This window comes from Candidatus Stoquefichus sp. SB1 (genome assembly GCF_001244545.1).
Lineage (GTDB): Bacteria > Bacillota_I > Bacilli_A > Erysipelotrichales > Coprobacillaceae > Stoquefichus.
The window spans coordinates 29,241-51,839 of record NZ_LN852696.1 but is presented as its reverse complement, the minus strand read 5'-3'; the positions used below and the strand labels follow the sequence as shown (position 1 = coordinate 51,839).

The 22,599-nt window shown below is 29.5% G+C and carries 23 protein-coding genes; 2 read left to right on the top strand and 21 right to left on the bottom strand.

The genetic code is table 11. The features are described 5' to 3' along the window. Nucleotides 1-51 precede the first annotated feature (51 nt). The gene (locus BN1865_RS12675; protein ID WP_050637634.1) at nt 52-927 is read right to left on the bottom strand and encodes a MurR/RpiR family transcriptional regulator; all 876 of its coding nucleotides are present in this window, start codon (nt 925-927) and stop codon (nt 52-54) included. Between the two features lie 147 nt (nt 928-1,074). Between BN1865_RS12675 and BN1865_RS12670 the strand changes: the two genes are divergently transcribed. Next, complete coding sequence (locus tag BN1865_RS12670) at nt 1,075-2,478, top strand: 6-phospho-beta-glucosidase (protein WP_050637633.1); 1,404 nt, start codon at nt 1,075-1,077, stop codon at nt 2,476-2,478. Next, nucleotides 2,475-3,098: a YczE/YyaS/YitT family protein gene (locus BN1865_RS12665; protein ID WP_050637632.1), complete on the top strand. Its 624-nt coding sequence runs from the start codon at nt 2,475-2,477 to the stop codon at nt 3,096-3,098. The genes BN1865_RS12670 and BN1865_RS12665 overlap by 4 nt, the downstream gene beginning before the upstream one ends. A 26-nt stretch (nt 3,099-3,124) precedes the next feature. Here the strand turns inward: BN1865_RS12665 and BN1865_RS12660 are convergent, their stop codons facing one another. The 20 genes from BN1865_RS12660 to folD all read right to left on the bottom strand — a co-directional run bounded on the left by BN1865_RS12660 (nt 3,125) and on the right by folD (nt 22,587). Continuing rightward, nucleotides 3,125-4,000, bottom strand: coding sequence for a sensor histidine kinase (locus tag BN1865_RS12660; protein WP_050637631.1), 876 nt, complete (start codon nt 3,998-4,000; stop codon nt 3,125-3,127). A gap of 14 nt (nt 4,001-4,014) precedes the next feature. Then, nucleotides 4,015-4,821, bottom strand: coding sequence for an ABC transporter permease (locus tag BN1865_RS12655; protein ID WP_050637630.1), 807 nt, complete (start codon nt 4,819-4,821; stop codon nt 4,015-4,017). Continuing rightward, nucleotides 4,814-5,734, bottom strand: coding sequence for an ATP-binding cassette domain-containing protein (locus tag BN1865_RS12650; RefSeq protein ID WP_050637629.1), 921 nt, complete (start codon nt 5,732-5,734; stop codon nt 4,814-4,816). The genes BN1865_RS12655 and BN1865_RS12650 overlap by 8 nt, the downstream gene beginning before the upstream one ends. 84 nt (nt 5,735-5,818) lie before the next feature. Next, nucleotides 5,819-6,478: a response regulator transcription factor gene (locus BN1865_RS12645; protein ID WP_050637628.1), complete on the bottom strand. Its 660-nt coding sequence runs from the start codon at nt 6,476-6,478 to the stop codon at nt 5,819-5,821. 79 nt (nt 6,479-6,557) lie between these two features. Beyond that, the gene (locus tag BN1865_RS12640) at nt 6,558-8,444 is read right to left on the bottom strand and encodes a sensor domain-containing diguanylate cyclase (RefSeq protein ID WP_050637627.1); all 1,887 of its coding nucleotides are present in this window, start codon (nt 8,442-8,444) and stop codon (nt 6,558-6,560) included. Further along, nucleotides 8,420-9,265 carry a response regulator gene (locus BN1865_RS12635; protein ID WP_082189992.1) on the bottom strand — a complete coding sequence of 282 codons (846 nt, stop codon included), beginning with the start codon at nt 9,263-9,265 and terminating at the stop codon, nt 8,420-8,422. Before BN1865_RS12635 ends, BN1865_RS12640 begins: the two co-directional genes overlap by 25 nt. Nucleotide 9,266: 1 nt before the next feature. Then, on the bottom strand, nt 9,267-10,547 hold the full coding sequence (locus BN1865_RS12630; protein ID WP_050637626.1) for a sensor histidine kinase: 1,281 nt from the start codon (nt 10,545-10,547) through the stop codon (nt 9,267-9,269). A gap of 191 nt (nt 10,548-10,738) precedes the next feature. Next, nucleotides 10,739-11,245 carry a MarR family winged helix-turn-helix transcriptional regulator gene (locus tag BN1865_RS12625; protein ID WP_050637625.1) on the bottom strand — a complete coding sequence of 169 codons (507 nt, stop codon included), beginning with the start codon at nt 11,243-11,245 and terminating at the stop codon, nt 10,739-10,741. Continuing rightward, nucleotides 11,242-12,594: an MATE family efflux transporter gene (locus tag BN1865_RS12620; protein WP_050637624.1), complete on the bottom strand. Its 1,353-nt coding sequence runs from the start codon at nt 12,592-12,594 to the stop codon at nt 11,242-11,244. The genes BN1865_RS12625 and BN1865_RS12620 overlap by 4 nt, the downstream gene beginning before the upstream one ends. A gap of 370 nt (nt 12,595-12,964) precedes the next feature. Beyond that, the gene (locus BN1865_RS12615; protein WP_050637623.1) at nt 12,965-14,395 is read right to left on the bottom strand and encodes a 6-phospho-beta-glucosidase; all 1,431 of its coding nucleotides are present in this window, start codon (nt 14,393-14,395) and stop codon (nt 12,965-12,967) included. Next, nucleotides 14,395-15,762 (bottom strand): PTS transporter subunit EIIC, encoded by a 1,368-nt coding sequence (locus BN1865_RS12610; RefSeq protein WP_050637622.1) that lies wholly within the window; start codon nt 15,760-15,762, stop codon nt 14,395-14,397. Before BN1865_RS12610 ends, BN1865_RS12615 begins: the two co-directional genes overlap by 1 nt. Nucleotides 15,763-15,885: 123 nt before the next feature. Further along, a complete protein-coding gene (locus BN1865_RS12605; RefSeq protein ID WP_050637621.1) occupies nt 15,886-16,716 on the bottom strand; it encodes a PRD domain-containing protein in 831 nt (276 codons plus the stop codon). A gap of 13 nt (nt 16,717-16,729) precedes the next feature. Further along, the gene (locus BN1865_RS12600) at nt 16,730-17,206 is read right to left on the bottom strand and encodes a PTS sugar transporter subunit IIA (RefSeq protein ID WP_050637620.1); all 477 of its coding nucleotides are present in this window, start codon (nt 17,204-17,206) and stop codon (nt 16,730-16,732) included. A 368-nt stretch (nt 17,207-17,574) separates the two neighbouring features. After that, a complete protein-coding gene (locus tag BN1865_RS12595; protein WP_050637619.1) occupies nt 17,575-18,816 on the bottom strand; it encodes a PTS sugar transporter subunit IIC in 1,242 nt (413 codons plus the stop codon). 199 nt (nt 18,817-19,015) lie between these two features. After that, nucleotides 19,016-19,777, bottom strand: coding sequence for a MurR/RpiR family transcriptional regulator (locus tag BN1865_RS12590; RefSeq protein ID WP_050637618.1), 762 nt, complete (start codon nt 19,775-19,777; stop codon nt 19,016-19,018). 220 nt (nt 19,778-19,997) lie between these two features. Then, complete coding sequence (locus BN1865_RS12585; protein ID WP_157844128.1) at nt 19,998-20,648, bottom strand: hypothetical protein; 651 nt, start codon at nt 20,646-20,648, stop codon at nt 19,998-20,000. Next, the gene (locus tag BN1865_RS12580; protein ID WP_050637616.1) at nt 20,641-20,982 is read right to left on the bottom strand and encodes a PadR family transcriptional regulator; all 342 of its coding nucleotides are present in this window, start codon (nt 20,980-20,982) and stop codon (nt 20,641-20,643) included. Before BN1865_RS12580 ends, BN1865_RS12585 begins: the two co-directional genes overlap by 8 nt. A 104-nt stretch (nt 20,983-21,086) precedes the next feature. Next, on the bottom strand, nt 21,087-21,557 hold the full coding sequence (locus tag BN1865_RS12575) for a GNAT family N-acetyltransferase (RefSeq protein ID WP_050637615.1): 471 nt from the start codon (nt 21,555-21,557) through the stop codon (nt 21,087-21,089). Continuing rightward, the gene (locus BN1865_RS12570) at nt 21,538-21,738 is read right to left on the bottom strand and encodes a DUF951 domain-containing protein (RefSeq protein ID WP_050637614.1); all 201 of its coding nucleotides are present in this window, start codon (nt 21,736-21,738) and stop codon (nt 21,538-21,540) included. Before BN1865_RS12570 ends, BN1865_RS12575 begins: the two co-directional genes overlap by 20 nt. A gap of 3 nt (nt 21,739-21,741) precedes the next feature. Beyond that, the gene (gene folD / locus BN1865_RS12565; RefSeq protein ID WP_050637613.1) at nt 21,742-22,587 is read right to left on the bottom strand and encodes a bifunctional methylenetetrahydrofolate dehydrogenase/methenyltetrahydrofolate cyclohydrolase FolD; all 846 of its coding nucleotides are present in this window, start codon (nt 22,585-22,587) and stop codon (nt 21,742-21,744) included. Between the last annotated feature and the right edge of the window lie 12 nt (nt 22,588-22,599).

Here is a 22,599-nt window from a genome sequence, read left to right as displayed (position 1 = left end):
TTTTGTCCGCAGTGTAATTAATCTTATGAAGTGATTATTACTTTTCTTATATCATTGATTGATTTTTGTATTAGAAGAAAAACGTCTATATTCAACAGAGTTATTTATTTCAACAACTTTTTCATAATTTTCTTGATAATGAAATGCAAAATAACAACTATAAAGAATATCTAAAATCGTATGAATACTTTGTCTTGTAGAGAATGTACTTATTTTTGTATGAACATTTTCTCTTGTACTCATATATAAGGCTACATCACTATATTGCATAACTGTATTTTCACCATAACCAGTAATTGTAATAATAGGAACTTTCTGTCGATGCAAATCCTGACAGATTTTTAAAACATGTGCAGTTTCACCTGTATAGGAAATGACTATAGCTACACTTTGTGGTGGCATTATTTGAGCTTGAAAAACTTGTTCAATTGGATCGATATTATATTCAATATGAGCACCTAATCGTTTCATAGAATAAAAAAATTCCTGTGATGCTATATAAGACATATTACTTCCAAAAAGATAAATATGTGAACTCTTTTTTAATAATTGAGTGGCTTTTTGAAGATTATCATGATGAATGAGTTGAAGAGTATCTTGAATAGTCTCATTTTGTAAAGTCGCAATTTTATAGGCAATATTCATAATATTATCTTGAGAAGAAAATGGTTTATTAGGATTCACTTGTTGGAAATGACTATCTAAATATTTTCTTTCTTCTATAAAATCCTGTTTAAATTCATTCCACCCTGAATATCCTAATTTTTTTGCAAAGACAATAAATAAAGCAGGTGAAACATAAATTTGTGATGCTATTTGTTTAATTGTTAATCTTTCTAATTGTTCAGGATGGTTGAGAATGAACTGATAGATTAATTCTTCATTGGAACTTAATTTCATAAGTTCCATTTTTTGTGTAATAAGCATGTCATCACCTCTTGTTTATTATAAATCTTATTTAATAAATAATAAATAAAATATTGAATTTATTTAAACAGCGTTTAAAGTGACGTTTGAAATATAGAAAGGTAAAGACTCTTTATTTATAATAAAGTCATCAAGGAGGAATGAAAAGTGAGAAAGGATTTTTTATGGGGTGGCGCTACTGCCGCTAATCAATATGAAGGCGGATATAACGAAAATGGTAAAGGGTTAAGTATTGCTGATGTTGAAAGAGGCAGTCAATTAGGTGTAACACGTCAAATTGATGATAGAGTTATAGAGGGTGTTTATTATCCTTCACATGTAGCTACTGATTTTTATCATAATTATAAAGAAGACATTGCTTTATTTGCTGAAATGGGGTTTAAATGTTATAGAATGTCAATCGCATGGACAAGGATCTTTCCTAGAGGTGATGAAGAAAAACCTAATGAAGAAGGGTTAAAGTTCTATGATGATGTTTTTGATGAATTATTAAAATATAACATTGAACCAATTGTTACACTATCACATTATGAAACGCCTTTAGTCCTTGTTCAAGAATATGGTTCTTGGCGAAATAGAAAATTAATTGATTTTTTTGTGAATTATGCTCAAACATGTTTCAATCGTTATCAAGGCAAAGTCAAATATTGGATGACATTTAATGAGATTAATGCAACACTTGCGAGTCCTAGACCTTGGCATCAAGCTGGCATTGTTTATCAAGAAAATGAGGATCGTTGGCAAACGGCTATACAAGCATCACATCATATGTTAGTCGCCTCAGCTAAAGCTGTTAAACTTGCTCATGAGATTGATCCTCATAATCAAGTAGGATGTATGTTGCTGATTCCAGAATCGTATGCTGCTTCATGTTCTCCTGAGGATCAGATTGCCAGAAGAAACAAGATGGCCTTAACATTCTATTATGGAGATGTCCATGTTCGAGGAAGATATACAAATACTTGTCAGTCATTATGGAAAAAATATCACACTAAAGTGCAGATGGCAAAGGATGACGAAAAAGTTTTAAGTGAAGGAATTGTTGATTATATAGGTTTTAGCTATTATTTTTCTTCAATTGAGGGAAAAGATTTACAACAAGTTGAGGGAAATGTTTTTACTGGTGGTAAAAACCCATTATTACCTGCAACACAATGGGGATGGCAAATTGATCCATTAGGATTAAGAAGTGTATTAAATGAACTTTATGATCGTTATCAAATACCTTTATTTATTGTTGAAAATGGTATGGGTGCTGTTGATTCAGTTGAAGATGGTCAGATTCATGATGATTATCGTATTGATTATTTAAAACAACATATTCAAGCATTAAAAGATGCTGTTGAAATAGATGGAGTAGATTTAATGGGATATACTCCTTGGGGATGTATTGATTTAGTAAGTGCTTCTACTGGTGAAATGAAAAAACGTTATGGTTTTATTTATGTTGATAAAGATGATCAAGGACATGGAACTTTAAAAAGAATGAAAAAGGATTCTTTTTATTGGTATAAAAAGGTCATTGCTAGTCAAGGAGAGGATTTATCGTGATAAAGAGATGGATTGTTTTTATTGCTGGAATGAATTTTCTAGCTATTGGCATCATTTTAAATACCAAATCAATGCTAGGCGTTGGTTCAATTAATACAATACCTTATGCCTTATCAAATATACTAAATATTAGCCTTGGTACAGTTACAACGATTGTTTATAGTGTTTTTATCATTCTTCAATTCATCTTAATCAAAAAAATAGATATGCAAATTATTATGCAATTACCTTATTCCTTTCTCTTTGGTATCTTATTAGATTTCTATGATGTTTTTTTCAATATTATTCCACATACACTAATGACTCAGTTTTTACTTCTTTCATTAGCTATCATTTTAACCGCCTTAGGTGCCTTCATGATGATTTTAGCGAATATTGTTTTAAACCCAGCTGATGGCATTGTTCATACTATCAGTGAAGTTTATCAAAAAGAATTTGGAACTATAAAAAACATATTTGATATCACAGCCATACTATTAACAACCATCCTTTGTTTAATCTCAAAAGGATATATTATTGGCATTGGTATTGGGACTATTCTTTCTGCCATATTCATTGGAAGATGTATAGCACTTTATCAAAGAAGTTATAATCTACATATAGCAAAAAAGTGTATTTAAAAGAGTTCTCCATCAAGAACTCTTTTTTAATTTAAATTCAATTCAATCACAAACTGATTCTCTTCAATTCTTGCTTGTACTGTTCCACCCATTTTTTCAACAAACTCTTTAACAATAGCTAATCCTAAACCCGAAGATGTCTTATGTCTTGCAACATCAGCTTTATAGAATCTTTCAAAGATATGTCCAATGTCAGGAATATGATCTTTTTTCATAGTATTATAAAAACATAGAGCATGACCTTTTTGATAGACTTTAAAATCACCTTCACCATGTATCAATGCGTTATTAATAATATTTTGGAAGACACGTTCTATTGCTTCTTGGTTGACAAAGAATTGAATATTTTGATCTTCAAATATGATTTGTGGTTCAGTATGGTGACTTTCAAAAAATTCATAATAGTGAAAAAGACTATTCATTAAAAGTGGATAGATTGACAATGGTTCACTTTCTAATTCATAATGTTCTGATGTCAATTTCGTATATAAGAAAAGTTCTTCTAGCATATTCTTGAGTTCTTCCATCTTTGCTAAAGAAATCTCAAGATATCTTTGATTTTTTTCTATATCCTGACTTTTCTTCATCATTTGCATATATCCCATTGAACTTGTTAATGGGGTTCTTAAATCATGTGCCATATTTTGAATAGTCATTTTAAGTTGTTGTTCTGCTTGTTCGGTTTTATATTCTCGTTGCTGATAAATCGCTAATAACTTATTTAATCGTAAATAGACTTCATGAAATTCCTGAGTATGAATCTGAGAAGTGAAATGAATATGGCTACCTGTTGCGATAGTATCTAATTGTTGAATGAGATGATTGATTTCATAATGACTGCGTATTAAATATCCTCCCAATAAAACAATGATAATTATCAATAAAATCAACAGGTATACCATAGACTTTTCCTCCTTTAAATATCTTTTTTATAAGATCTTAGTGTACTTAAGAATGTATAAATTAGGATAAAACAAACAACATTGAAAATCATCATGAATATCTGATTCATATCTATTGATTGAACATAACGACTTAACATACCTAAACGGCTCATCAATGTATAGTCAAGAATCTTCTGCCAGCCAAGTATTCCTAATAGTGGATTAACAATTGACATCCAAATGCCAGTTGCATAAACAATCACTGTTCCAATACATCCTGATTTGCTTTTAAGCCAAATTGTTAATGCAGTATACATACAAACAAATGCAATTGCTATGAGGCATAATAACCCAACATAAAGCAACATATCTTGAACAGATGGAAATATAAAGAATGCTGACACACACAAATTAAGAATAATAGCCTCTAAAAAGCATATACTCATCATCACCAATACATATAAACTCAATGCTATACTTTTACTTAAAATATAATGAAATCTATTCACATGAATGCTTAAAACATTCTTTGAAAAACCACATTCATGTTCATGACAATTGAAAAGAACAACGGCAATTCCAATAAAAATGGCTAAGAAATTTTGAGTATATGTTAAATGAAATAATTCAATAAAAGAAATAGCAGGTTGAGTTGAATCCATCCCACTCACTTGAAAAATAAATCCATGAGTTTTCATCCATGCCTGTAAATCAGGATTCAATGCAATATAAAGTGCCATAAAGAATATCAATGATACCAACATAGATAAAATCAAAATAACATATGATGATCTTGATTTTTGTAATCTTTTTAAATCCATACGAAGAAGATTAAACATGTGATGTTCCTCCTTCCATTAGGCTAAGAAAATATTCTTCTAAATCCTGGCTATGAAATGAAGATGAATATACTGCAATACCATGTTTAATGAACTCAGATATAAGTTTAGCTGAATCTGTATATTGATAAATATGAAGACATTTTTGATCATAAACATCATATTCTATTTTTTCAGGCATTTCTTCTAAAAGAAAACAAGCTTTTTCAATATTATCAACTTCTATAAGTAAATACTCTTTACATTTATCATCTAGCTCTTCTTTTGTGATTTCTTGAATCAGTACACCTTCTTTAATAATTCCGAAAGTTGTTGCAAGTTTGTTTAATTCACCTAAAATATGTGAACTGATAATCATTGTCATCCCTTTTTCTTTATTCAATGATATAAGCGTTTCTCGCATTTCTCTAATACCTTCTGGATCTAATCCATTAATCGGTTCATCTAAAATCAAAAAATCAGGATTTCCTAACATTGCCATTGCAATACCTAATCTTTGCTTCATACCCATTGAAAAGTTTTTAACTTTCTTGGTTCCTACATTTTCTAAATTCATTAACTTTAAAACATCATGAATAACATTTTTATCAATAATTCCTAATGACAAAGCCTGTAATTCAAGGTTATCATAAGCACTCATATGCGGATATAATCCTGCTTCTTCAATCAAAATTCCTATTCTCTGATGAGCCATTTGATCATGAGCTGGACCTCCAAAGAGTTTGATTTCACCCATTGTTGGATGAATAAGACCTGCAATCATCTTTAATGTTGTTGATTTCCCTGCTCCATTTCTTCCTATAAAACCATAAATGTCTCCTTTTTGAATATGCATATCAATATGATGAACAGCATACTGTTGACCATATTGTTTACATAATTGATGTGTTTCCACAACATATTGTGTGTTCATATCAACACCCCTTTCTTTTCTAACTATAGAATAAAGGATAATGTTTCAATAAACGTAAAGAAATGTTTAAGAAAGGTTAAAGTTTTATTCTATAAGTTTAAACCCCATCCCCCATACAGTTTGAATATAATGATCTGTTCCTGTAGTTTTGAGTTTTGTACGAATATTACTGATATGGACATTGATTGTTTTATCACCAACTATATAATCATCTTCCCAAACATATTCATAAATATTTTCTTTGGTAAATACTTTTTGAGGATAGTGCATAAGTAACTCAATAATTTTAAATTCACGGGCTGTTAATTCTATGATTTTCCCATTAACTTCAAGAGTCATCAAATCTAAATCAATATGCCAATCTTTATAGATCAGTTGTCTTTGTTTATTAACATCCTGACGCAACTGGACTTTGACTCTTGCTAAGAGTTCATCGATATCGAATGGTTTACAAATATAATCATTTGCACCTAATTCAAGTAAATTCACTTTTGTTTCTATTTCACTTTTCGCAGAAAGAACAATGACCTTTGTTTGCTTAACCAGCTCACTGATCAACTCCTCACCTGATAATCCTGGTAACATCAAATCCAAAAGAACCAAATCATAATGATTCATAGATATGAGCAATTTCCCTTCACTTCCTGAAAATGCCTGAAAACAAAGATAACCATTCTCCTGTAAAAATTCTTTAATCATATTATTAATATCATTATCATCTTCTATAATGAGTATTTTTTGCATACAACTCATCTCCTTATCAATCATTATAATCATTATATTTTTATTTGTATATGAGAAAAGCCATAAATTCCTTTATGACTTATGACTTCTCATTATAAATTGTAAAAGTATTTCTACCACTTTCCTTAGAAATATATAATGCTTGATCTGCTTTTTTGTATAATGTCACAAAATCAACACCATCTTGTGGAGCAATACATACTCCAATACTTGCTGATATTTCCATCTGACTTCCATCAAAATTAATTTCTTGATTTAATGCTTTTTGTAGACTCTTCACTTTTTTATATACGAATTCAATACTTGGTATAGGTAAAAAGACAATAAATTCATCTCCACCCAAACGACCTACAATATCTTCACTTCTAAAATTATCTTTTAATGTTTTCGCAAATTGCATCAAAACATAGTCTCCAAATGCATGACCATATAAATCATTTGCTTTTTTAAAATGATCTATATCTAAGATAAAGAATGCATGAAGATGATGAGGATCTGTTAATAATCTTTTTTCAATAATTGTCTGGATTGAAGCTCGATTATATAATTGGGTTAAATTATCAATTCTCGCTTCTTTCATCATAGCTATCTCTTGACGTTTTTCTTTATCAATATTTTTACGATATGTAAACATATGAATACAATTATCTTCCTTATTATAATAAACACGTGCATCTATACGCATCCAATAATAATGTGTTCCATCTTCTGTTATTAAGAAATCATATCTTAAATCGGTATTTCCTAATTCATATTGCTTTAAAACATTTTCAGTACAAAAGGTTTGAATATAGCCTTCTCTATACTCATCTTTAATCTGTTTTTGAGCAATAACTTTAAGTCCCTCATTATAAGGAAGACTTGGTGGAGCACCTAAACTCTCAAAATATCTTTGTGTACTTACATTAGCAGAGCAATTCTTGGTAATATTTAATTCATAGATATTATCATATAATTTTTCAGTTGCTTTTCTAAAGGCAATATTTCGTTCTTCAATAAGTTTATTAAATCCCTTAATAACATAAGTAACAACAAATAATATTAAAATTAAAATGCTCGCTATCACTGCTATTGTAGTATATAATTGTTTATTTAATAATTGTAATGCTTCTTGGTTACTTTTTTCAATAATGAAATGCCATGATAAGTCATTAATAAAACGACTCTCTATAAAATCATCTTGTTGCCCTAAATGATTTGAATGAATCCAATATTTACCCACTTGTTTTTCATCACAACTATTCAATACTTTTTCTTCTAATGATTCTAAATTCATTAATTGAAAGAAATTTTTATTTTGATATCCCAAATATTTTGTTGAAATTTCAATATTTCCATGCTCATTAATAAAATATGCCTTAACTTTGAAATCATCTTCATAAGTTTTTAAGATACTCTGTATCGAATCTAAATGAATTCCTACACCAATAATACCAATAACATTACCTCTTGTATCTTTGACTTTATAATCAATAAATAAAGCTATATTATTTTTTGATGATTCTTCATCATTCATATGAAAAGTATAATCTTGATCAGATTCTAAGAACGAGTAATACCAAATATCTTGACTATTTAAAATTCGATTTTTACCATCAAAACAATAATATCTATCTGTTTGTGTTGAAACAAGAAAAACTGAATCACATTGATATTGATTTTGACATTTTTGTAGATATTGAGTCACTATACCAGTAAATTCTTGATTCTTTAATTCCTGACTCAAGTCATTTTTTAATACATTGTCATTTGATATCATTAAAGAGGCATGAAGAGGTTTAGATAGAACTGATTCTAATTGATAATATATGCTTTGAGAAGCAAGGGATGATACCCTTTCAATACTCTCTAAAGAAGCATAATAATCACTGTGATAATTCAAAAATGCGATTAATGAAAAACCTGCAACAATAATAATACATATTAACAAATTAATTCTTATTAAAGGATTATCTTTTTTAAACATACACCCTCCTCCCCATCATTTTTTTGATCATTCATATTATCTATTTGTTCATCTAAAACACCCATACTAAACTCCGCCCAACTATAACAGATCATATAGTCACGTCGATAAGTATTAATTGCCCATGCATCCCCTTCAATAAAGCGATAATAATCACAGTCAATCTTATTAGGATCAATAGCAATGAAATTACGATGCCTTCTTATGATATCCTCAATCCCTGCTTTTTTTAAAGTATTCCTTAGTTCCATAAGGATGACTTGATAATAATTTTTAAGTTTAACATCATATGGTTCATCTTCCCATAAAATACTACAAGCTTGACGTGTTGTGACACCTATTCCACGCCGATCTACCAAATAAGCTAGTAGTTCCTTTGCTTTAGAACGCTTAAATATTAATGGTTTACCATCTACAAAGATTTCAAATCCACCAAATGTTTGAACTCTAATTCGTGTATGAGCGATAACCTGATAAGCAAAAGTTAATTCTCTTTGAATATCTTCTTTTTGAACGGGTTTTAATAAATAGCCATTAGCATGTACAGCAAATGCATCCATAGCATATTTTGCATAAGCAGTAACAAAAATAATATGAATATCTGTTTGTAAATCTTTCATTTCTTTAGCAAGTACAATTCCATTTTTTTCTCCAATTTCAATATCTAGAAAAGCAATATCAATAGAGGTTGTCTTTATAATAGTTAGGGCTTCTTGATAAGAGTGACAAGGATAAATTTCAGAATAAGGAATAACTTGTTGAAGAATACTCATTAAATCCTTTAAAGCCATTTCCTCATCATCTATAATTAATATTTTCAAGTTATTTCTCCTCCTTTGGAAGGATAAGTGTTACTGTTGTTCCTTCTCCATCAGAACTTTCTATTTCAATTGTCCCATGACGTACAAGTTTTAGACGCTCAGACACATTACAAATACCTATATGAGTTTCATTTTGAGAATCTATTTCCTGATAATGAAATCCTACACCATTATCTTTAATAAGTATTCGATAATCATTATCTGTTTCCTGAGATTGAATCCAAATAGTTCCACCATCTTTATTTTTTAATACACCATGATGCACTGCATTTTCTACAATTGGCTGAACTGTTAATGGTGGTAATGTAAAATCAGTTGTTTGAATATCATATTGAATATTTAATTTATCTTTAAAACGTAAACATTCTATATTAAGATAATTTTTAATATGTTCTAACTCTTGGACAAAAGGAATTTGATCTGTACTTGATAGAAATTCTATATTTAATCTTAAAAATTGTGATAATTGTGTTATAGCTATTTGAGCCTGTTGAGGATTACTTTCACAAAGATATCGAATCGTACTTAATGTATTATATAAGAAATGTGGCTTAATTTGATTAATCATCATTTCAATCTTATGTCTTTCTAATTCTAATTCAATCTCTTTTGTTTTTTGTGCTTGATCAATTTGCATATTCAAATAAAGAGCTAAACATGAGATTGAAGTTGATAAATACAATAATGCAACTCCATAAACAAAAATTTGAATAAACATTGCTACAACAGGTAAAAGAATATATCCCATCAAAGAAATTGTCTCCCGTTTACTTAAAACTTTATGATTTTTTAAAATAACAATACTATTAATAAGTAAACAAATAATTCCCCAGCTTTGAGATAACCAAAATAAACCTTGACGATGATAAACATTATGTTCATCAATAATATAATAAATATTTGTCCATTGTGAAACAAATACTAAAATAATAGCAATAATAGAAAGTCCCCACATTATCTTAGCAGGCATTCTTGATATCTCTTTTTTTGTTTGTAAAAATGAGATTAAGTAATCTGTAAAAGTAGCGAGAATTAAATAACTGAAAACAAATGCACAAAAATTTCCAATACGAACTAAAATAATACTCCCTAAATCCATATGACCTTTGAAAATCAAAGCAATAGAATCATTAAATAAAACAAAAATATTACAAATTAACATACAAACAAATTTTTGATTAAGACGATCTTTTTTATCATTACCAGCAATAATACTCAAAACAACTAATAGAGAAATTAAACCACTAAAAACTTCTAAAGCAATATTTATATATCTTATCATTTTAGCCTAACTCCTCTCTATAGGTATTCTTATATTGTAAACAATACAGGATTACATAAGGATTACAATATTATAACATATTCATGTATTATGATAAAAAATCTTCCCTTTTTTTGTGAAAAAAAGAAATAAATTATACTCAAAATATTATTTTTAAGCTTAAATTAAAAAAGGACAATTATCGTCCTTCATCATGCTTTCTTATGCATATTCATATGTCTTTTATGCCATTCTTCCAATATTTTATCTAACATCAAATCTAATTGTTGTTTTTCCTGAATTGTTAACATATCAAATAAGTCCTCATCATTTGATTTCTTATTTTTTATTTTATCATAACCCATTTGTGTTAAAGCAATAATAGACTTTCGTTTATCATTTTGATCTTTACTACGTTGAATAAGATTTCTTTGTTCCAATTTAGATAGAATTTCACTTAATGACCCTGCTTCAATAGCCAACATTTCTTGCAGTTGCTTTTGAGATATTTGATCATGTTGTGATAAGATTTCTAAAATATTTTCTTGTCCTCTTTTTTTACCGGTCTTATGCATTAAAATATGTCCACATTTCATGAGTTTTCCTGTTAAATCATTTTGAGCGATAACTGAACTTTGTTGAAAATAAGCAACACCTTTTGCACATTGTAATTGATTTTTATGACAATGCTGACTACAAAGCGTACATATTTCTTTCATGATTCATTCTCCTGTACAACAAAAGTTTTCATTTCTTTTTTAATTAAATACATTGTTATTATAAAAGCAACCAAATCGGCAATTGGAACAGCTACAAAAACACCATACAATCCAAAAGCAAATGATAATATCAATATCAATGGAATAAGCAATAAACATTGTCTTAATAAATTAAGAAAACTTGACTGTTTCACCATACCAATAGCCTGAAAAAAGTTTGCACACATTGTTTGACAACCTACTAATGGTAAGCATAGAAACCAAATTCTCAGTGCCGTACTTCCTAAATGAATAATCTCTGCCTCTTGATTAAACATAGAAATAATGAGTGCTGGAAAAAGTTCAATCGCTAAGAATCCAGCTACTGCGATAAGACTTGCTCCAATAATGGTATATTTTAATGTTTCCTTGACACGATGATAACATTTTGCTCCAAAATTATAACTAATGATTGGCTGCTGTCCTTGTGTCATTCCTGTTAATGGCATCAACATTAACGTTTGTACACTTGTAATAATACCAACTGTAGAAATAGCAGTATCACCACCATATGTGCCTAATGTTCCATTAATCACAATATTTAAAACACTTGTTGACATCTGCATTAAAAATGCAGGTAATCCTGTTTTTATAATCATATATGTAAAATGTTTCTTTAATTTCATATGTTCAAACTGACATTGAATAAGACCACGTTTTCCAAACAGGAACATTAACTGCCAGACCATACTTAAAAATTGTCCACCAATTGTTGCAAGGGCAGCACCTTCCATACCCATATGACATTGTACAATCAGTATATAATCAAAAAGAATATTAAATCCAGCTCCTAATAATTGTGATACCATGGCATTTCTTGCATTTCCTTGTGCTCTTGAAAAATTATTCCCACACATAGCCACACACTGAAAAACAGCACCATATAAAATAATACTTAAATAAGCCTTAGCATGTGGTAAAACTTGATCACTTGCTCCTAATATAGTCAAAATAGGATCCATAAACAAATTTCCAACAATCATAAAAAACAAACCAAAGATAACCGTAATCATCAAAGCATTCCCCTGATAATATTTCGCATCATCATCTTGCTTTGCTCCTAAAGCAATTGAAAAACGCGTTGCTCCACCAACTCCTGCCATTAAACTTAATGCCATTAAAATCAGGGTCACTGGATAAGAGATTGTAATCCCTGCCAATCCTATTGAGCCTAAATGTGGGGCATTTCCAATAAACATCCTATCAACAATATTATAGATTGCATTAACAATCATTCCTATCATTGCAGGAACTGATAATTCAATTAATAATGGTAAAATTTTACCTGTTTCCATTTTTTCTTTATTCATAAACTTCTCTCCCTTTAGGTACCTAACGATTATATCTTAAACCTCTTATTTCCATTTGTCAAGGTACCTAAAGAATAACTTGTAGTTGGCTAAAGTTTTCCATTAAAACAAATATTTTTCTATTATAAAAAAGCATGAAGTTTAGAAATAATAACTAAGTTCATGCTCTTGGAAGGATTATAAATTGATTGAAATATATTTTAATTTTAAATATATTAACTTTTTTATTAGACATCTTTAGATATAGCCAATGTTAATATACTGCTCATTATAATATTTTTGACACTACCTTATTCTAAATTAAATTTAATACTATTATGTCAATCAATATAGTTACTTTTTTCATACTATAAAGAAAGGTTATTTATGTTCACTCTAATTCTTCACCCTGAGTTGCAATGACTCTTTGATACCAATAGAAAGATTTCTTCTTATAACGCTGATATGTTCCACAACCATAATCATCTACATCAACATAAATAAAGCCATAACGCTTTGCCATCTCTCCTGTTGAAGCAGACACAATATCAATAGCACTCCATGTACTTAGTCCAATTAAATCAACTCCATCTTCATTAACTGCCAATTCTGATTGATAAATATGTTCCTTTAAAAAATGAATACGATAATCATCTTCGACTGTCCCATTTTCAAAATGATCACGTGCACCTAACCCACATTCAACAATAAATAAAGGTTTTTGATAACGGTCATATAAGCGATTTAATGCAACTCTTAAACCTACGGGATCAATTGTCCACCCCCATTCACTAATCTGCAAATACGGATTAACAACACCTTTAATGAGCTTTTCAGCTGCCTTATTTTTACGCTCACCTGGATCATGGCTGACTGTGTTACTTACATAATAACTAAAACTTATATAATCAACAGTTCCCTCTTTCAGTATTTGTTGATCATTTTTTCCCCAAATAATATGAATATTATTTTTCTCAAAATACTTTTTCATATAGCTCGGATAATATCCTCTACATTGTACATCTGTACAAAAGTATTCCATCTTATAATCATTTTCCATTATAATAGTATCTTCTGGATAGCAGGTTTCTGGATAAATGGATAAATGAGCTACCATACATCCTATCTGAAAATCAGGATTGATATCATGCCCTACTTTTACTGCTTTTGCACAAGCCACAAATTGATGATGAAGCGCTTGATAAATAATATCTTTATTGTCTGGCTTTTCGGCAAGTCTAATTCCCGCTGAAACAAACATAAGTAAAAGATAATCATCATTAAGTAAATTATTGATTTCATTAATTGTTATCCAATATTTAACTTTATTTCGATATCTCATGAATACAGTACGACAATATGTTTCAAAAAAGTCAATGAGTTTTCTATTACTCCATCCACCATAATGTTCAACAAGATATAATGGTAAGTCATTATGTAAAAGAGTAACAATAGGTTCTATGTTATATTTTTTCAACTCATCAAATAACTGATCATAAAATAACAATCCTTCTTCATTTGGTTCTTCTTCATCACCATGTGGAAAAATTCTCGTCCATGCAATTGAGACCCTTAAACATTTAAATCCCATTTCAGCAAATAATTGAATATCCTCTTTATAACGATGATAAAAATCAATAGCTTTATGACTCGGATAATAGACTCCTTCTTGTAACCCTTGAAATATATCTCTTTCTCCATGACTGTCACATTTTTGTAGAATATCAGAAATACTTAAACCTTTTCCTCCTTCTTTATAAGCACCTTCACATTGGTGAGCTGCCAATGAGCCACCCCATAAAAAATCTTTGGACATTTTCATTACTCATCACCTCTATACTTTCTACCAAAGAAATATGAACTTAAAAACGAAACTATAAATGAAACAGCAACACAAACAACTATTCCAATTAAATTAGCAGTTGTTTTCATATATTGTGGAAATGACGTTAGTCCTACTGGTCCAAAAGCATAACATTTAACACCTAATATCATATACAATGCACCAGCAACAACACCACCTGCCACAATGCCAACAAGTGGATACTTATACTTAAAATCTATTCCATATAATGCCGGTTCTGATATTCCTAGTAAAGCTATCGCACCATTAGAAACTGCTGCTGACTTCATTTCCTTTTTCTTAATATGTAAAGAAGCACCTAACGTTGCTCCTGCAACAGCGATATTGTTTATAAAAATTGCAGGCATTAAATAATCATAACCTAACAATGCTAAGTTTTGCATCATGAGTGTCATTGATGCATAGTGCATTCCAGTCATAACATAGAATGATAAAGATCCAGCAAAAACCGCTCCTGCAACTGGTCCAAATGTTGTAAAGAAAGTTTCTAAAAATTGAGCTAAAAATGTACCACAATAATTCCCAACCGGTGCTATTAGACAAAGCATAATAGGTGCTGAGATTGCCATACTTAAAAATCCTGTAAAAATAATATTAAGACTTTTTGGTACAAAACGGTCTACAAACTTATATACAAACGAAAATAAAATAACACTTAACAACACTGGCAAAACTGTTGATGCATAAGATAAACATGGAATTTTTAAAAACAAAAATTGTATTTCTTGCCCTGCTGTTTGATTTAAGAAAGTTGGATACATCAAACACCCTGCAACCATAATTCCAAAAATTTCATTGATTTTAAATTGTTTAGCTGTTGTATATCCTATCATAAAAGGCATGAAATAGAATGGTGCATCTCCTAATGCATTTAATACAATAAGAGTTCCATCATTAGTAGGTAATATATTTAACATTTCTAAAAACATTGCTATACATTTAATCATCCCTCCTGCACTGAATGCATATACTAATGGAGTAAAAATATTAGCCAATACTTCTAAAAACTGATTTGACTTTTTATGTGGCTGACCATCATCTAAATCTTCTTCTATAGTAGCTAGAACTTCTATATGATGATTTTCACAGATTTGCTTATAAACCTCATCAACATCTCTGCCAATAATAATTTGCAACTGCTCACCTACCCATTGAACGCCCATAACACCTTGAGTTTGTTCTATTTTTTCTTTTTCGATTAAGCTCTTATCTTTCACGCTAAAGCGTAAACGTGTTACACAATGTGTCAAACTAACTAAGTTGTCTTTTCCTCCAATCAGATCTAACACATTGTTCACCAGATCTTTATACATTTTTTTCGACATTTCTTTGTCCTCCTTTTTTTATTAATATATATTTGCTCCACAACAGTGTGCACCCTATTGTATTTGCTAAAATAAAAACCCCAGTACAAAAACATGTTGTTTTCATGTACTGAGGTAAAGCCCTTACTGGTTACAATCCTCTCTTGAACATAAACGATTAATATGAAGAATAAGATACAAACATTCTTCTTGCGATAAAGAACAATCTAATACTTTTTCAATATAATTTTTAATTAAAATTGAACATTCATATGTCTTTTGATAATTTTCTTTTAAAATATCAAACAATTCTACATTTTCACTTTGTATCATATGATGATTTTGTCCTCTTTTTAAAAGATAATGCATATGAGTTACAAATCTAGAATAATTAAATCCTTTTTTATCAATTACAAATTGAAAATACTTTTCAATAATTCCAGTCATTTCTTGAATATGCTGTTCATCTATTCGTTGAACATTATTTTTATTCATTGATTCAGCATTAATTAAATGAATAGCAATATAAGCAGCCTCTTCTCTCGGTAAATAAATCTCCATTTTCTTTTTAATTAATGCAATTGCTTTAAGTCCAATTTTCATTTCTATTTCGTAAAGATGCTCAATATCATAAATAATAGGCATCTTAATATTCATATTTTTTTGATATCTTTGAATAGCAAAATTTATATGATCTGCAAGTGTAAAAATGATATTTGAACTAATAGGACTCTCTATCTGTGTTCTTGCAAATTCAATAATTTGAGTTGATATTTCAATAATATCTATTGGAATATCATTAATCATACTTATATAGACAGGATCAATATCATAATAAGTTCTCTGAATTTGTGAAACAGGTATTTCATAAGGCGGTTTTGTAAAACCAATACCTTTTCCAAAAGCAACAACTTCATTGTTATTATTATCTAAACATAGAGAAACATTATTATTGATATTTTTTATAACTTTCATACACATTCACCCCTTATTTAGAATTGATTTGAATAACAACATCTGAAATATCTACTTTTTGAGGATGACTAATTACCAAATGATATCCTTTTAAATCAGTAATAATTAATGGTGTGGTAAGATCAACATGATGCATATCCATAAACTGCCTATCTAATTTCATAATGGGATCATGCGCTTTGACTTTATCATGTATATTGATGAGTACCTCAATACCTTGACCATCTAAATTAACTGTTTCTAATCCAACATGTAATAAAATTTCTACACCATTTTCTGTTTTCATACCAATTGCATGTTTACTATTTGCGATCATTATAATTTCGCCATCACATGGTGAATAAATAACATTGTCATCAAAAGAAAAGCCTATACCATCTCCTATTAATTTATCTGCAAATACTTTATCAGGAATATTTTCTAGTAAAATACTCTTTCCTTTAACGGGAGAATAAAGAACACAACTTTTATTTTTTTTAAATCTAAACATATTGAACTTCCTTTCCAATAATTGATTATAATATAAAAACTCCTCGAGGCTCCATAAAACATAATTATGTTTTATAAAGGTAAAGCCTCGAAGAGTAACAATCCTTATCGACAAAAAAATCATATCATAAAAGTAGATAACTGTCAACTTGAAACAACAAAGTTAACCGTCAAATTATTTGCAAATTATGAAAAATGTCATAATTTTATTTTTACAGCTATAACAGCTATATTTTACCATATCAGCATTAAATACTTATATAACTTAGCTATAATAAAACTGCTTCCAAACCATTAAATTATTATCTTAATTTTAGGAAGCAGTATAATTATATATTGTTTTTACTTTATTAAAAGTTGTCTAATAACTTATTCACTTGGCTCTTCTTTTTCAGTAGCAAGCATTTGTTTTTCAGCTACTCTGAAAAATGGTAAATAAAGAACAATTGCAATAACAATTTCAATAGCTGACCAAATAGTGGCACGCCAATCCCATCCTGTAGCCATTAATGGTCCAATAATTGGTGGCATTGTCCAAGGAATTTGGGCAACTGGTGGATTTACCCAGCCAATAGACATAACTAAAAATGAAGTCGTTGTTAAAACCAATGGAACAAGAACAAATGGAATCATCATTAATGGATTCATAATAATTGGAAATCCAAAAATAACTGGTTCATTAATCTCAAATATTGCTGAAGGTAATGAAATTTTTCCAAGTTGTTTATATGTTTTACTACGTGATCTTAACATCAGGAAAACCAATGTTAAAGTAGCACCTGTTCCACCGACATTGACAAACAATGAACTAAACCCTGAAGCAGTAATATAGGGGATAGGTGTATGATTAGCATAAGCCAATGCATTTGCTGAAACAAATTGAATAAAGACTGGATCAGCAACACCTTCAAGTGTCATATCACCATGAATACCTGCACACCATAACAAACTAACCAGTAACGTATAAACCAATATTCCTGGTAATGTATTCAATGCGAATAATAATGGTGAAAAAATATATTGAATAAATGCATTAATATTAAAATGGAATGGAACTCTCACAATCCAAAATAATATTAACGTTAAGAATGCTGGTACTAAAGCAACAAATGAATTTCCTACTGCTGGTGGAACACCTTCAGGAAGATGTATAACCCAATTCTTAACAATACAAAGATGATAAATCTCAACTGCAACAATAGCTGATATAATAGCAGTAAATAACCCAGTTGAATCAAATCCTACTGCTGATAATTCAAAATCATTCGTTAATTGTGTAATAATAAAAGCCATTAAAGCCAAACCACCACCAGAAATACCACTTAAATCATAACTTTTAGCCAATTCATAACCAATACCTACAACACCTAACAAAGAAATAATTCCAAATGACGCATTAACAGCCGCATTAATCATTCCTTGATATGGTTCCAAAAAATTTGTCCATGCATCAATTGGAATGTTTCCAACAATCAAGAAAACACTTCCGCTAATAATTGCTGGTAATGTGACAACCAATCCGTTCCTAATTGCTACTAAATATCTAAGATTAGCAACTTTAATTAATGGTGGCATAAGCTTATCCTGTATCCAATCCATCATTTTGTTCATAATACTGTCCTCCCATCTTTTCTATAACTTCTTTCTACCTTGATTATATAAATCATTAATTATAATGTAAACATTTCCAAAGGACATTGGAAACTGTTAACAAAATTGTTATTTTTACCATAAAAAAACACTCTGTTACAAATATCAATCATCAAAATATGATATAAGAAAAAAGCCAAAATAAATTTGACTTTTTCCATTAAATTTGATTTTGAAGATGTTTTTGATAATAAACTTCTCTAGATAAACGTTCTAGAATATAAACAACTGGTATTTGTGATGTAATATTAGTATCTTGATACATCTCAGTATTAATATAATAAGGTATATTTAAATCAGATGATTTTGCGATTTGTGAATTTGCACTGTTGGTAATAGAAATAATCTTAATTGGATGAACTCTGAATCGATTAATATAATCTGACACTTCAGCATTATGCCCTGTTACAGAAAAGACAATTAAACAAATATGATTATCTAATTGATCTGGTAAGTAATAAACCGGACTATTTTGTGGATCAATGACAGGAAGTGAAAATGTAAAAAGTGATGAAAAGAGAATAGAGCCATAAGTTGCCATAACTCCTGATGTTCCAGTACCGACAAAAAATAACAAATCTGATTCAAGAATAATATCAGTTGCTTTTTGAATCATATTTTTAAAATCATGATAAGCTGTACGTTTAAAATATTCAATAAATACAGTCTCATCAAGTTCTTGAATTAATCGATTATTTTCTCTAATACTCTTTCTATAATCTAGTAATCTAACTCTAAAATCCGAATAACCTTGACAGCCAAATTTTTTACAAAAGCGTAAAATAGTTGTTGTGCTCACAAATGTTGCATCTGCTAATTCCCTAATACGCATATAAACAACTTTATCTAAATTAGCGTTAATATAATTATAAATTTCCATCTCTGTTGGCTTTAAATCAACTTCATCATTCAAAAATAACATTCTTTCACTTCCTTTTCATATGATCAAATATGACACATTATCCCACTCCTTAAAATTATCATAGCACGTCCGTTCTATTCTCACAATTTATATCACTGATAGGTTAATATTTTATAAATACAAATATTTTTCTATTATTTTCTGTTTATGCTAAATATTTTAAATCAGATGAATAAAAAAAGAGATTTCATATTTTATGAAGTCTCTCTAATCACTTATTTTAATTAAACAATTCATCAAATACCTTATAACCAATTAACAAAAACATAAATAAGCCAATCGCAATATAAATATGAATATAGAAAACAAAATCATTAAGCAATAGACGACTTATACTAAAAACAATCATCCATACAATAAGCATAAAAACAAACTTATACTTTGTTTTGTTTATCTCAAAAGAATTTTTACAAATATAATCAACAATAAAAATAGATACAAATATCAAAGTCCCATAACTCACAAAATCTCCTAATTTTAAAACCAATAATGGCAAAGTATTTTGATCAAAAATGATTTCCAAAATACAAGTTACTAGCCATATCACAAGAACAATCCAGCAATATAAACAAATAGGAGCTATCATGGATAATATTTTTTCAGTTATACTTTGTTTAGGAACTTCTGCTAAAATATTATCACAAAACTCTTTGTAATCATTACCAATAACATCATGCATATCCATGTTTCTTTGTTCCCCATCTATCATCATTTGTGTAATATCATTACGAATGATTTCCTGCTGATAATCACTTATTTGAGAAGTTCTCAAATAAACAATGATATCAGTTAATACATTTTGATTATCCTGACTGAGCTTCTCTTCTAATTGATTATTTTGTTTTCTTAACTGATTTACCTTTCTACTCATCATTATTTTCCCCCTTAATATCCTCTAGCAATTTATCTACAGCTGTAGATAATTCTTCATAACTTTGTTGAAATCTTTTCATTTCTTCATTTCCTTTTTCGGTCAATGAATAATATTTACGTTTTGGTCCTACATCTGATTGACGATATGTCGCCATAACCATACCATTTTTTTCTAATCTCAATAATAATGGATAAATCGTTCCTTCAACAATTTTCCCAAAGCCATACTGCTCTAATTGTTGTGAAATTTCATAACCGTATGTTTCATTCTGACTAATAATCGCAAGAATACATCCTTCCAATGTTCCTTTTAACATTTGTGACGATATCATCATATCACTCCTCTATATTGTATTGCAAGATACCTTTTACATCTATATTGTATTACAATATAGTATGCACGTCAATAAAAAAAACAGACTGAAAAATCAATCTGTTATAGATCCTTGATATACCACTTATCGCATGCGTAGTGATCACTTTGTATTAATGGTTGTTCTAATAAACGAAAACCATTTTTAAGATAAAACTTATTGGCTGGAATCATGTTTTCAAATGTTTCTAAATAACATTGTTGATAATATTTTTTAGCAAATTCTAATGATAATTGTAAAAGCTGCTGAGCCAATCCCGTTCCACGTACTTCTTTATAGCAGTACATTTTTTGTAGCTCACAAACTCCTATTTTTCCTTTGACCGGTCCAATCCCACAGCCACCAACCACATGTCCATTCTTTTTAGCTACTAAATATTGTTTACCTTGCCCTTGATACACTTGATAAAATTGACCCAAATCAGGATCATCCCAAGCACAACCAGGTTTATTCCAACCATATTCAATGAGACAATCACGAATGAGTTTTTCTACTTCAGCATTATCTTCTTCTTTAATCAACTGAATCAACATGATGAACAACAACCTTTTTTAAACGTTTTTCAAAATCACGACGTGAAAACATAATAATTGCACCACAGCCTAAACATTTAATCTTAATATCAGCACCCATTCTAATAATTTGCCACTGATTTGATTTTTTACATGGGTGTTGTTTTTTCATCTCTACAATATCATTTAACCCATATTCCATATTCTATCCCTCTCTTTGTTGATATGCTTGTAATGTATTTTCTAATAACATAGCGATTGTCATTGGTCCAACGCCACCTGGAACCGGTGTAATATATGAAGCAATATCTTTAACATCATCAAAATCAACATCACCACATAATTTATTATTTTCATCACGATCCATTCCAACATCTAATACAACAGCACCTGGTTTGATGTATTCATGATTAAAAAACTTAGCTTGTCCAATTGCTGCAATTAAAACATCAGCGCGTTGACAGACTTCTTTAAGATTAGCTGTACGTGAATGAGCAATTGTCACTGTTGCATTTTTATGTAAACATAAAAGTGCAACTGGTTTTCCAACAATATTACTTCTTCCCACAACTACAACTTCTTTACCAGTTAAATCATAGTTAATTTCGTCTAACAAAACCATCATTCCTTGTGGAGTACAAGGAACTAGTCCATTTTGACCTAGTAATAATTTAGCAACATTTGATGGATGAAATCCATCAACATCTTTAGCCGGATCAATTAAATCAAGAATCTTCTCTTCATGAATATGTTGTGGTAGTGGCAATTGAACTAAAATCCCATCAACATTTTCATCTTTATTTAAATTCTCAATAACATCAATTAATTCTTCTTCACAAATGGATGCTTCCAATCTAATAACCTCTGATAACATGCCAACATATGTACATGCCTTTTCTTTATTACGTACATATGTTTGACTTGCTTGATTATCTCCCACCAAAACAACAACTAATTTAGGAATTCTTTTTCCTTGTTCTTTTAATTGATTAATTTTTATTTTTAATTCATCTTTTCTTTTTAATGAAATCTCTTTACCGTTAATATTCATAAAATAATCCCC